Source organism: Kitasatospora sp. NBC_00039, assembly GCF_045160625.1.
Lineage (GTDB): Bacteria > Actinomycetota > Actinomycetes > Streptomycetales > Streptomycetaceae > Kitasatospora.
Genome location: NZ_CP108289.1, coordinates 4,672,744 through 4,684,811, shown reverse-complemented (window position 1 = coordinate 4,684,811; position 12,068 = coordinate 4,672,744). Strand labels below are relative to the sequence as shown.

At 73.7% G+C, this 12,068-nt stretch carries 12 protein-coding genes; 10 read left to right on the top strand and 2 right to left on the bottom strand.

Annotated features, from left to right (window positions below; all coding sequences use genetic code 11):
* Positions 1 to 53 precede the first annotated feature (53 nt).
* From OG286_RS20690 to pyrE, 6 genes are all read left to right on the top strand, one after another.
* Positions 54 to 620 carry a YbjN domain-containing protein gene (locus OG286_RS20690; RefSeq protein WP_396324277.1) on the top strand — a complete coding sequence of 189 codons (567 nt, stop codon included), beginning with the start codon at positions 54 to 56 and terminating at the stop codon, positions 618 to 620.
* Between the two features lie 117 nt (positions 621 to 737).
* Complete coding sequence (locus OG286_RS20685; protein ID WP_396324278.1) at positions 738 to 1,898, top strand: pyridoxal phosphate-dependent aminotransferase; 1,161 nt, start codon at positions 738 to 740, stop codon at positions 1,896 to 1,898.
* A 476-nt stretch (positions 1,899 to 2,374) separates the two neighbouring features.
* On the top strand, positions 2,375 to 2,902 hold the full coding sequence (locus tag OG286_RS20680) for a DUF2617 family protein (protein ID WP_396324279.1): 528 nt from the start codon (positions 2,375 to 2,377) through the stop codon (positions 2,900 to 2,902).
* 142 nt (positions 2,903 to 3,044) lie between these two features.
* On the top strand, positions 3,045 to 4,700 hold the full coding sequence (locus OG286_RS20675; RefSeq protein ID WP_396324280.1) for a polyamine aminopropyltransferase: 1,656 nt from the start codon (positions 3,045 to 3,047) through the stop codon (positions 4,698 to 4,700).
* Between the two features lie 152 nt (positions 4,701 to 4,852).
* Positions 4,853 to 5,977, top strand: coding sequence for an SRPBCC family protein (locus OG286_RS20670; protein ID WP_405365660.1), 1,125 nt, complete (start codon positions 4,853 to 4,855; stop codon positions 5,975 to 5,977).
* 56 nt (positions 5,978 to 6,033) lie between these two features.
* Positions 6,034 to 6,570: an orotate phosphoribosyltransferase gene (gene pyrE / locus OG286_RS20665; RefSeq protein WP_396324282.1), complete on the top strand. Its 537-nt coding sequence runs from the start codon at positions 6,034 to 6,036 to the stop codon at positions 6,568 to 6,570.
* A gap of 95 nt (positions 6,571 to 6,665) precedes the next feature.
* Here pyrE and OG286_RS20660 read toward each other — a convergent pair whose 3' ends face one another.
* Positions 6,666 to 7,388, bottom strand: coding sequence for a DedA family protein (locus OG286_RS20660; protein WP_396324283.1), 723 nt, complete (start codon positions 7,386 to 7,388; stop codon positions 6,666 to 6,668).
* A 361-nt stretch (positions 7,389 to 7,749) separates the two neighbouring features.
* Here OG286_RS20660 and fbaA point away from each other — a divergent pair, with 361 nt between their 5' ends.
* The 4 genes from fbaA (at position 7,750) to OG286_RS20640 (ending at position 11,207) form a co-directional block, all read left to right on the top strand.
* On the top strand, positions 7,750 to 8,772 hold the full coding sequence (gene fbaA / locus OG286_RS20655; protein ID WP_396324284.1) for a class II fructose-bisphosphate aldolase: 1,023 nt from the start codon (positions 7,750 to 7,752) through the stop codon (positions 8,770 to 8,772).
* A gap of 105 nt (positions 8,773 to 8,877) precedes the next feature.
* Positions 8,878 to 9,309, top strand: coding sequence for a DUF3151 domain-containing protein (locus OG286_RS20650; RefSeq protein ID WP_396324285.1), 432 nt, complete (start codon positions 8,878 to 8,880; stop codon positions 9,307 to 9,309).
* A gap of 197 nt (positions 9,310 to 9,506) precedes the next feature.
* Complete coding sequence (locus OG286_RS20645; protein ID WP_396324286.1) at positions 9,507 to 10,484, top strand: DUF3152 domain-containing protein; 978 nt, start codon at positions 9,507 to 9,509, stop codon at positions 10,482 to 10,484.
* Between the two features lie 24 nt (positions 10,485 to 10,508).
* Positions 10,509 to 11,207, top strand: a complete 699-nt coding sequence (locus OG286_RS20640; RefSeq protein WP_405365659.1) for a hypothetical protein — start codon at positions 10,509 to 10,511, stop codon at positions 11,205 to 11,207.
* A 3-nt stretch (positions 11,208 to 11,210) separates the two neighbouring features.
* On the opposite strand, the gene OG286_RS20635 is transcribed toward OG286_RS20640, so the two are convergent.
* Complete coding sequence (locus tag OG286_RS20635; protein ID WP_405365658.1) at positions 11,211 to 12,038, bottom strand: sterol carrier family protein; 828 nt, start codon at positions 12,036 to 12,038, stop codon at positions 11,211 to 11,213.
* Between the last annotated feature and the right edge of the window lie 30 nt (positions 12,039 to 12,068).

Here is a 12,068-nt window from a genome sequence, read left to right as displayed (position 1 = left end):
AAAGGGCGGCCTCTCATTGCCGGCCACCACGTGCACTGAGGAAGAGGACCCCCATGAGCATCGACCCGTCGTCCATCCCGTCGTTCGGCGTCCCGCAGGGCGGCCAGCCCGGCGGTGGCCAGGGCGGCCGGCCGGCCGGCCCGCCGCCGATCATCGTTCCGGACCAGGCCCTGGTGACCCAGCTGCTGGACCAGATGCAGCTCAAGCACGTGGTGGACGAGGAGGGCGACCTCACCGCCCCCTGGGAGGGCTTCCGCGTCTACTACATGTTCCGCGGCGAGCAGAAGGAGCTCTTCGCGGTCCGCGCGTTCTACGACCGCGCGTACCCGCTGGAGGACAAGGGCGAGATCCTCGACCTGATCGACGAGTGGAACCGCGAGACCCTCTGGCCCAAGGTCTACACCCACACCCACGAGGACGGCGTGGTCCGCCTGATCGGCGAGGCCCAGATGATCGTCGGCACCGGCGTCAACCTGGACTACTTCGTCACCACCACCGCCAACTGGACCCAGGCCGCCGTCGGCTTCGAGCAGTGGATCGTCGAGCGCCTCGGTCTCCAGAAGGAGATCGAGGGCGAGGAGGGCGACGGCGAGGCCCCCGAGGGCACCGACGAGGCCTGACCCCACCGGCTTCCCACGGCACGGCCCGCCACCGGCAGACCCCGGTGGTGGGCCGTCCTTGTCTCCGGCCGCCGCCGGGCCGAGGATGGGGCCGACGACGAGGCGTGAGGAGCCGCAATGGGTACGAGGCCGCTGCTGAACCGCAGGCTGCACGGGATGGGCACGACGATCTTCGCCGAGATGTCGGCCCTCGCCACCGCCACCGGTTCGATCAACCTCGGCCAGGGCTTCCCCGACACCGACGGGCCCGAGGAGATCCGCGAGGCCGCCGTCCGGGCGCTGCGCGACGGCCGCGGCAACCAGTACCCGCCCGGTCCCGGTATCCCCGAACTCCGGCAGGCCGTCGCCGAGCACCAGCAGCGCTTCCACGGCCTCACGTACGACCCGGACACCGAGGTACTCGTCACCGCCGGCGCCACCGAGGCCATCGCCGCCGCCCTGCTCGCCCTGCTGGAGCCCGGCGACGAGGTCATCGCCTTCGAGCCGTTCTACGACTCGTACGCCGCCTGCATCGCCATGGCCGGCGCCACCCGCGTCCCGCTCACCCTCCGGGCGCCCTCGTTCCGCCCCGACCTCGACCGGCTCCGGTCGCTGATCACCCCGCGCACCCGGCTGCTCCTGCTCAACTCCCCGCACAACCCCACCGGCCTCGTCCTGACCCCGGAGGAGCTGGCCGCGATCGCCGCCCTCGCCGTCGAGCACGACCTGCTGGTCGTCACCGACGAGGTCTACGAGCACCTCGTCTTCACCGGCGCCCACCACCCCATCGCCGCCCTCCCCGGCATGCGCGAGCGCACCGTCTCCATCTCCTCGGCCGGCAAGACCTTCTCCTTCACCGGCTGGAAGGTCGGCTGGGTCACCGCCGCCGCCCCGCTGGTCGCCGCTGTCCGCACCGCCAAGCAGTACCTGACGTACGTCAGCGCCGGGCCCTTCCAGTACGCCGTCGCCGAGGCCCTGCGGCTGCCCGACGACTACTTCGACACCCTCCGCGCCGACCTGCTCCGCAAGCGCGATCTGCTGGCCGAGGGGCTCTCGGCGGCGGGCCTGCGGGTCTTCACTCCCGCGGGCACGTACTTCATCACCACCGACATCACCCCGCTCGGCGAGAAGGACGGCATCGAGTTCTGCCGCACTCTCCCCGAGCGCTGCGGTGTGGTCGCCATCCCCAACGCCGTCTTCTACGACGACCCGGAGGCCGGCCGCCCCCTCGTCCGGTTCACGTTCTGCAAGCGGGTCGACGTCCTCCAGGAGGCGGTGGCCAGGCTCAGCCGGATCTGACGGATCGGCGGAATGGCCCGGACGTCCTGACGATTCGTCAACTTGCCCGACAGACATGGGCGTTTACTGCCTGTCGGGCATTCGCCATGCCTGCCCGGCAGGTCCGGGCGCTTCGCGTGCCACCGCGCGCCGGGCACATGGGAGGGCAGGGGCGTACAGGGCCTGCGGGCGGCGTGCGCACGGAGTGCACGGCGCGTGGACCGGTGCGAAGGGCGCGTGCTGTGCAGAGTCGCACACCGGGTCGATCAGAGCCGGGAAGCAGGTGAGCTCGAAACGGTGAATGCTTGACAAAGTTGGGTAAATCACCGACGGACCCGGCGTATTCATGCTTCTCTGCTGCTGAATCTCCAGCCGGAATCCTTCCTTCCACGGTCGGCCGCGCCCTGGACCGCACAGCCACGAACAGCCTCGCCTCTGCCTGGCCTTACTCGCTGCTGCTCGGCGGGCGCGCACGGAGCTGAAACGCGGAGCCGAGCATGCTCACCACACTGCAGACCTCCTACACGGACACCCGCGCGGGTGACCTGGCCTGGTGCCTGGGCGGCGAACCGCTGCCCGCTCTCGCGGTCCGCGACCTGAGACTTGACGGGGCCGGACGTCCCGGTCCGCCCGGCACCCTGCAGCTGCGGCTGCTCGGCGCCTCCCACCAGGTGGTGATCGCCGCCGGGCCGGGCAAGTGCCTGGAGACCGTCGCCTGCCTGCCCGGCCGCCGGACCCCGCTGCCGGCCCGGGTGGCCAAGCAGGTGGACGGCTGGGAGTACGAGTTCGCGGCCCGGATCGAGGCGCTGCCGCCGCACGACTTCGCCGCCCGCGCCCAGGAGTTGCTGGCCCTGGTCGAGGGGCACCCGCGCGGCCTGGCCGGCGTCTTCCCGGGGGATCCGAGCGCTTTCACCGCGCTGGTCGCCCAGGGCAGCGCGGACCGGCTGCTCTGGCGCACCTGGCACGCCTATCCGCAGGAGGGACAGCTGGTCTGTACCCGCTCCTCGCTGGTGCTGTCCCGGTGAGCACGACAGCCGCGGCCGAGGCGTGCATACGCCCGCAGACCGCCCTCCATTCGCACGCAGGAACGATCCGTCAACCCGACGTATCGCACTGTCCGTCGAATGGACGCAGCCGTCCGCACCGAACGTCGCCTAGCGTTTGTTCGTGATCAATCATCCGGCCGGTCCCCCCGCTCAGTCGGGACTCGCCCTCGACGACGGCAGCCCACCCCGGCTCGGGCGGAGCCTGACCCCCCTGCCCGCCCGCCGTCGGTGCCGGCTGCGTGCCCGCCCCCGGCTCGCCCGGCTCACCGTCCTGCTGGCCGCGTTCGTCTGTGCGGCCTGCGGACTCGTCTACGAGCTCGAACTCGTGGCGCTCGGCAGCTACCTCCTCGGGGACTCCGTCACCCAGACGTCGGTGGTGCTCTCCGTCATGGTCTTCGCGATGGGCCTGGGCTCACTGCTCGCCAAGCGCTTCACCCGCCGCCCCGCCACCGCCTTCGCCCTGGTCGAGTGCGCGCTCGCACTCGCCGGCGGGCTCTCCGTCCTCGCGCTGTACTCCTGCTGGGCCTGGATCGGCCGGTACCAGACCGCGATGGTCGGCCTGACCTGCCTGATCGGCGTCCTCATCGGCGCCGAGATCCCGCTGCTGATGACGCTCATCCAACGGATCCGCCGCGAGGACGCCGGCCGGGCCGCGGCCGACCTCTTCGCCGCCGACTACGTGGGCGCGCTGATCGGCGGGCTGGCCTTCCCGTTCCTGATCCTGCCCACGTTCGGGCCCGGCACCGGCGCCCTGGTCACCGGCGCGGTCAACGCCGTCGCCGGGGCCGCCGTGGTGCTCTGGCTGTTCCGCGAGGAGCCGTTGCCGAGGGTCCGGCTGCTGCTCTGGGGGTGCTGCGGGCTCGTCCTGGCCGCCCTCACCGCGGCCGCCGCCTGGTCCGGCGCGATCGAACGGGTCGCCCGCAGCGCCCTGTACGGCGCGCAGGTCCGCCTGGCCACCCACGGCCGGTACCAGGAGATCGTGCTCACCGGCCCGGCCGAGGGCCCGCTGCGGCTCTACCTGGACGGGCGGCTCGCGGTCTGCGGCCCCGACGAGTACCGGGGCAGCGAGGCGCTGGTCCACCCGGCGATGGCGGCCGGGCCGGACGCCCGGGTGCTGCTGCTCGGCGGCGGCGACGGGCTGGCCCTGCGCGAGGTGCTGCGGCACAGCGGGGTCCGCTCGGTGCTGGTCGTCGACGCCGACCCGGCGCTCACCCGGCTGGCCCGGACCGACCCCGGCCTGGCCGCGCTCTCCGGTCGCTCGATGGACGACCCCCGGGTCCGCACCGCCGACGCGGACCCGCTGGAGTGGCTGCGCAGCGTCCGCCCGAGCGGCCGCACCTTCGACGTCGTCCTCGCCGACCTGCCCGCACCGGCCGACGGAGGCACGGTGAAGTTCCACTCGCAGGAGTTCTACGGCCTCGCCACCCGGCTGCTCTCCCCCGGCGGGCGGCTCGCCGTCCGGGCCGGCGACGAGCGGAACAGCCTCTGGCAGGTCGAGTCCGGCCTGCGGGCGGCCGGCCTGCGGACCGTCCCGTACGCCGTCCAGGGCGGCGCCGCCGCGAGCTGCCGGCCCGGGCCGGACGACAGCGGCGACAGCAGCAGCGGCAGCCAGGCCTTCCTGCTCGCGGCCGCCACCCAGCCCCCGCTGGGCCTCGCCCCGGACGCCCCGCCGCCCCGCGCGCTCACCCCGGACACCCTCCGCGCCGCCGCCGCCCGCCTCACCGCCCTCCGCCCGGCACGACCCCCGGCGGCGCTCAGCCTCCTGGGTCCGCGGTGAGACCCGGGGGATGTGGCCGTGCCGCCGCGTCGGCACGGCCGGCCCGGTCCGGCGGGCCGTGGGGGCCTGGCCGGGGCGGGCCGGAGAAGTCGGCGCGACAGGTAGGGGCCGCAGCAGGGACCACCGGGGGTTCGGTCGGTAGGCTCCGTCACATGGAGCATGAGGTTGTCGTCCCGTTGCCGGCCGAGCAGGTCCGGCAGGCCCTGCAGGATCCGGCTCTGCTGGCCCGTTGCGTGCCGGGTCTCAGCACCGAGCCCGCCGCCGTCGGTAGCGGCCCCGCCGAGGAGATCGGCGGGCGGCTGAAGCTGCGGATCGGCTCCTCCACCATCACCTACCGCGGCGTGCTGTCGCTGATCGAGGGCCGTGAGGGCGTGCTCACCGTGTTCGCCGAGGGCCAGGAGGCCCGCGGCAGCGGCGAGGCGACCGCCACCGTCCGGGTCAGCGCCGCCGACGGCGCCGAGGACGGCACCGCGCTGGTCCGCTTCACCGGCGACCTGTCCGCCACCGGTCGGCTGACCGAGTTCGACGAGGAGACCCTCGCCGCGACCGGCCGCCGTCTGCTGGACCGCTTCGCCGCCGCCCTCGCCTCCCCGGACGCCGCCGACACGGACGCGGACACGGACGCCGAGGAGACCGAGGAGACCGAGGAGGCCGCGACGGACACCACCGCACCGGCCGAGGCCGAGGAGACCGCGAACACTGTGGACGAGGAGCCTGCGGAGACCGCGGAGACCGAGGGGACCGAGGACGAGGACGCCGAGGAGCCCACCGCCACCGTGCTCTTCCTGGAGGACCACCAGAGCGAGCCCGGTGAGGACCTCGACGACGACCTCTCCGACCTGATCGCCTTCTCCGACGCCGACGCCGAGCGCTTCGGCCTCCCCACCGGCGACCCCGGCGGCCACGACGACGACGACGAGGAGCCCGCCGGCACCGACGTCCCCGCCGCCTCGGCCGAGGAGGAGCTGCCCACCGACCTCCCCACCGAGCTCCCCTTCGAGTACGAGCAGGAGCCGGTGCTCAGCGGCCCGGTCCGCCGCAGCATCGTCGGCCGCTCCGCCGAGGAGGTGGACCACGCCCCGCCGCGCGGCCGCTACGCCCCGGCCCTCCCGGCCCGCAGCGCCCGGGCTCGGGCGGCGTCCCGCTGGGGCGGCGAGGCCGGCGGCATCGTGGTGCCGGGCCCGGGTGGCCGCAGCGCCGTGCCGTGGATGATCGGCGGCGGTGTGGCGCTGGTCGGCGGCGCCGTGGTGCTGGTCAGGGCCCTGCGGCGACGCTAGCCGGGCCCTCACCCCCTGAGGGCGTGTCTGACAGAGACGCCCTAGACTGAACGCTCATGAGCAACGACCGCGACGCCCTGCTGGCACAGATCAAGGACAAGGCCGTCGTGCACGGCAAGGTCACCCTTTCCTCCGGCAAGGAGGCCGACTACTACGTCGACCTCCGCCGGATCACGCTGGACGGCCAGGCCGCCCCGCTGGTCGGCCGGGTGATGCTGGACGCGACCGCCCACCTGGAGTACGACGCCGTCGGCGGTCTGACCCTCGGTGCCGACCCGGTGGCGGCCGCGATGCTGCACGCCGCAGCCGCGCGCGGCCAGGAGCTGGACGCCTTCGTGGTCCGCAAGGCGGGCAAGGCGCACGGCCTGCAGCGCCGGATCGAGGGCCCGGAGGTCAAGGGCCGCCGGGTGCTGGCCGTCGAGGACACCTCCACCACCGGTGGCTCGGTGCTGACCGCCGTCGAGGCCCTGCGCGAGGCGGGCGCCGAGGTGGTCGGTGTCGCGGTGATCGTGGAGCGCGGCGGCGCCGCCGCGGTCGAGGCGACGGGCCTTCCGTACGTGACCGCCTACAACCTGGACGACCTGGGCCTCTGACGGCCCCGGGCACCGGGCTCCGGACAGACGGCAGGGGCCGGGTTCCGTTCCACGTGGAACGGAACCCGGCCCCTGCCGTCTCGTCGTGCCGTGGCTCAGCCGCGGCGGTGGCGCCCGCCGGCCTGGACGGTCTCGACGTCCTCGGCGAGGGCCCCGACGCCACCGGCCTTCTTCTTCCGGCGCTCGCGCAGCACCTCGATCAGGATCGGCGAGACCGAGAGCAGCACGATCAGCAGCACCGCCGGGATCAGGTACTTGTCGATCACCGGGGCGAGGGCGTCACCGAAGAAGTAGCCGGTGAGCAGCATCGACTCGGTCCAGAGCACGCCGCCGATCACGTTCCACAGGAAGAACGTCCGGGCGGGCATCTCCAGGGTGCCCGCGACCGGGTTCAGGAAGGTGCGGACGATCGGCATGAATCGGGCCAGCACCACGGCCTTGCCGGGCCCGAACTTGTTGAAGTACTCCTCGGCCTTCACCACGTACTCGCGGCGGAAGATCTTCGACTCGGGCTTGTCGAACATCTTCGGCCCGACCTTCACCCCGATCAGGTGCCCGAGCTGGGCGCCGGCGATCGCCGCGACCGGGGCCCCGATGAGCAGGGCCGCGATCGGCAGCTTCGTCCCTTCGCCGAGCACCGACGAGGCGGCGTTCGAGGCGGCGACGCCCGCGATGATGAGCAGGGAGTCCCCCGGGAAGAAGAACCCGACCAGAAGGCCGGTCTCCGCGAAGATGATCGCGATCAGCCCGATGGCACCGAGGGACGAGATCAGTGATTTGGCGTCGAGCAGGTTGACGGCCAGCTGGTTGTAGTCCACGGCCGCAGGATAGCGGGCCCGTCTTTACCAGAGCTTCGCCCCGGTGGCCGAGAGGACCCTCATCCTTTCGTAGCACCCCCGCGGCGCGTCTCGTAGCCTGGCGCCCGGCAGGCAGGGCCCCGTCCGACTGGCGGGCTGCATGCTGACCCCGGAGCGCAAGTCTGGGAAGATGGCACGGGCGTCCGGACCGCGGTCGCAAACCACCCTCATTGTCGTACCGCGGCGGCCGCCTCGAACCCAGGTACCGGAGAGCCGCACCGCAATGCCGCGCTCGGCTGCCGGCGCCCCGGAGTCGTAACGAAGGCGTACACAGCGTCGGACAGCACCGTCCGTACGCCGCAACCCGACAGGAGCGGATCGCATGCCCATCGCAACTCCCGAGGTCTACAACGAGATGCTGGACCGGGCCAAGGCGGGCAAGTTCGCCTACCCGGCCATCAACGTCACCTCCTCGCAGACCCTGCACGCCGCCCTGCGCGGCTTCGCCGAGGCCGAGAGCGACGGCATCATCCAGATCTCGACCGGTGGTGCGGAGTTCCTGGGCGGCCAGCACAACAAGGACATGGTGACCGGCGCCGTCGCGCTCGCCGAGTTCGCGCACATCGTCGCCGCCAAGTACGACATCACCGTCGCGCTGCACACCGACCACTGCCCGAAGGACAAGCTGGACGGCTACGTCCGCCCGCTGCTGGCGATCTCCGCCGAGCGCGTGGCCAAGGGCCTGAACCCGCTGTTCCAGTCGCACATGTGGGACGGCTCGGCCGAGACCCTGAACGACAACCTGGCCATCGCCGAGGAGCTGCTGGCCCAGGCCGTCGCCGCCAAGATCATCCTTGAGGTCGAGATCACCCCGACCGGCGGCGAGGAGGACGGCGTCACGCACGAGATCAACGACGAGCTGTACACCACCGTCAACGACGCCGTCCGCACCGCCGAGGCCCTGGGCCTGGGCGAGAAGGGCCGCTACCTGCTGGCCGCCTCCTTCGGCAACGTGCACGGCGTCTACAAGCCGGGCAACGTCGTCCTGAAGCCGGAGCTGCTGCGCGAGCTGCAGGACGCGATCGGCAAGCAGTACGGCAAGACCGACCCGTTCGACTTCGTCTTCCACGGCGGCTCGGGCTCCACCGCGGAGGAGATCGCCACCGCGCTGGAGAACGGCGTCGTGAAGATGAACCTGGACACCGACACCCAGTACGCCTTCACCCGCCCGGTCGCGGGGCACATGTTCGCGAACTACGACGGCGTGCTGAAGGTCGACGGCGAGGTCGGCAAGAAGAACACCTACGACCCGCGCACCTGGGGCAAGCTGGCCGAGGCCGGCATGGCCGCCCGCGTGCTGGAGGCCGCCCAGCAGCTCCGCTCGGCCGGCAACCGCCTGAAGTAGCGCACGGCCTGAAGCAGGGCGCGGCCTGAAGCAAGGCGGCCAGAAGTCGGGCCACCGCCGCAGGCAGGGTCTGCACTCGTGCCCCCCAGTGGTTCACTGGGGGGCATGAGTGCACACGAGAACTCCTTCGCGGGCCAGAACCTCCTCGGGGGTCCGCCCCCGACGCACCTGCCCGCCGAGCCCGCTCCGCTGGAGCTGCTGGCCGGCGGCGCCTCCCCGGCCGAGGTCGCGGCGAAGTACCCGACCTCCTCGCTGGCCTGGGCCCAGCTCGCCGACGACGCCTTCGCCGCCGGCCGCACCGTCGAGTCCTACGCGTACGCCCGTACCGGGTACCACCGCGGGCTGGACTCGCTGCGCCGCGCGGGCTGGAAGGGCCACGGCCCGGTGCCGTGGGAGCACGAGCCGAACCGCGGCTTCCTGCGGGCGCTGCACGCGCTCGGCCGGGCCGCCGCCGCGATCGAGGAGAAGGAGGAGGCGGAGCGCTGCGCGCAGTTCCTCCGGGACAGCTCGCCGACCGCCGCCGCCACCCTGGGCTGACCCCCTCGACTCGCCCGGCCAGCGCGTCCGGACCCGCCGCCCCCGCCGCCCGTCGAGGCGACGGGGGCGGTCCTGGATCGGCCGTATACCCGGTATGTGGACATTCACCGGGCCTCCATGCCAGGGTTACCGGGCGAGGGGGACGCACACAAGTTCGAAGGCTCTGCGGCCCCACGGTCCGACAGGAAAGCCCCACTGTGCCCGCAGCCCGACCCGACCAGCGCGGCTCCCGCGCGCGCAGCTCCCGCGGTGCGGCGGCCCGGACCGGAGCCTCCCCCGCCGCCGCCCCCCGGGCCCGCGGCGGCCGTGGCCAGGCCGGCGGCGGGCGCAGACGGCGCCGTCGGCGCCGCGGGCCCGGGCCCGGGATGATCACCGCGCTGGTGGCGGCCGTGGCGATACTCGGCGGCACGCTCTACGTCCTGAACCGCCCCGCCACCCCGCCCGGCGGCGGCCAGACCGCCCAGGGCCGGGTCGCCCCGTCCGACGGCGGCACCCGGGCCGCACCCGCCCCGGCCGCCGCGCCGACGCCGGCGCCGACCCCCTCGCAGCAGCCCACCCCGCCACCCGCCCCGGAGCCGGCCGCTCCCGAGCCGAGCGCCCCGGACCCGGGCCCCAGCAAGGGCGCGGGCACCTTCACCGTCGCCCCCGGCGCGGCCGCGGCGGTGGGCAAGGGCCCCGTCCGCCGCTACCGGGTGGAGGTCGAGGACGGCATCGGGATCGACCCGGCGGCCGCCGCCGCACAGGTCCAGGGCATCCTGGCCGACAAGCGGGGCTGGACCAACGACCGCAAGAACGGCTTCCAGATGGTGGCGAGCGGCGCGTACGACTTCACCGTGAAGATCGCCTCGCCGGCCACCGTGGACAGGATCTGCGGCGCGGCCGGGCTGGACACCCACGGCGAGGTGAACTGCAACGTCGGCAACCAGGTGCTGGTCAACGTCAAGCGCTGGAACACCGGTTCCCCGCAGTTCAGCGGCCCGATCGACGAGTACCGGGCGCTGATCGTCAACCACGAGGTGGGGCACCGGATCGGCCACGGCCACGAGACCTGCCCGGCCAAGGGCAAGCCGGCGCCCGCGATGATGCAGCAGATCTACGGCCTCAAGGGCTGCGAGCCGAACGCCTGGCCGTACTCGGCGGACGGCAGCTACCTCGGCGGTCCCTCCGTCCCGTAGCAACGGGCGCCGTAGGCTGACCGGATGACAACTGACCGTAAGACAGCACTCGCCCTGCTGGCCTCGACCGGGCTGCTGCTCAGCACGGCCGCCTGCTCGTCCAGCGGGTCCGACGCCCCGGCCGACGGCGCGAAGCTCTCCTACGCCAAGCTGAAGTCGACGGCGCAGGGCCTCGGTTCCTCCCCGTTCTGCCCGTTCGGTCTCGACCTGGCCGCGGCACTGAAGGCCAGTGGGATCGAACGCACCGTCACCCCGGCCGGCGGGGACAAGCCTGTCCGGGTCGATGTCGTGCCCGCCGAGGCCGCCCAGCCGCTCCCGCCTGGGGTGACCCCGACCCCGTCGGTCGCCTCGATCCCGGCGCGGCCCGAAAGCGTCCAGGTCTGGTGCTCCTACACCGCCGGAACGACCCCGGTGGAGATCGCCGTCGTCGCCGCGCCGGGGGATAAGGTCGCCGTCAACCTGGCCCTGCCCTACATCCAGGCCGCCGGCCAACTCACCAGCGGCCAGCTGGTCAAGGTGTCCACCGAGCAACCCGCCCCCGGTGGGAGCGGGACCACCCCCGGCGAGGCCTTGGTCGGCATCGCCCGGCTCCCGGTCACGAACCACGGCGACCTCGCCCTGATGGTCAGCCAGGGGACCTCGGCGCCCGCCGTCGACAAGGCGCTCACCGGGGAGGCCCTGCAGCGGCTGACCGAGAAGCTCGCCGCCCAGCTGCACGCCTGACCGTCAGCCCAGCAGCGGCAGGTGTCCGCGCAGGTCGCTCCGCTCGCCGCTGGCCGAGACGGCCGCGTCGTCCACCGCCGTCGCCCAGTCGGCCCGGCCGGTGGCGAGCCGGATCCAGGTCAGCGGGTCGGTCTCGACCACGTTCGGCGGGGTGCCCCGGGTGTGCCGGGGGCCCTCGACGGCCTGCACCACGGCGTACGGCGGCACCCGCAGCTCGACCGCGCCGCCGGGTGCCTGGTCGGCCAGGGCGTCGGCGAGCAGCCGGGTGACGGCGGCCAGCGCCTGCCGGTCGTGTGGGAAGGCGGCCAGGCCGAGCGCGTCGGCCAGGTCGTCGGCGTGCACGACCGCCTCGACCAGCCGGGTCACCAGCAGGTCGGCGAGCAGCATCGAGCCGAGCCGGATCTCGAACCGCCGCTGCGGGTCGGCGGCTTCGGGGCGGTCGAGGACGGCCAGCAGGGCGTCGGCGGCCCGGTCGAAGGCGGCCGCCACCGCGGCTGGGCCCCCGGCGAACTCCGCCCCGGCGTGCTCCCGCGCCCCGGCGTCCAGCAGCGGCGCGACCTCGGCCACCCGGGCCACCCAGCGCAGCAGGTCCAGCGGCGGGCGCCCCTCCAGCGGGTCGTCCAGGTGGGCCGGCACCCAGTCGAGCTGGACCGCCAGGTGCGCCAGCAGCTCGCGTACCCGCCACTGCCCCAACCTGGTCGGCCGGGCCAGCAGCCGCTCGGCGTCCGGGGCGGCACAGAGCTCACGGACGGCGGCGCGCAGCGCCTCGGTCTGCCCCGCGAGCGCGGCGCGGACCTTCGCGGGCTGGTACGTACGGGACTTGGCAGGCATGGGCCCCAACATACGCCGAGGGGCGGACGG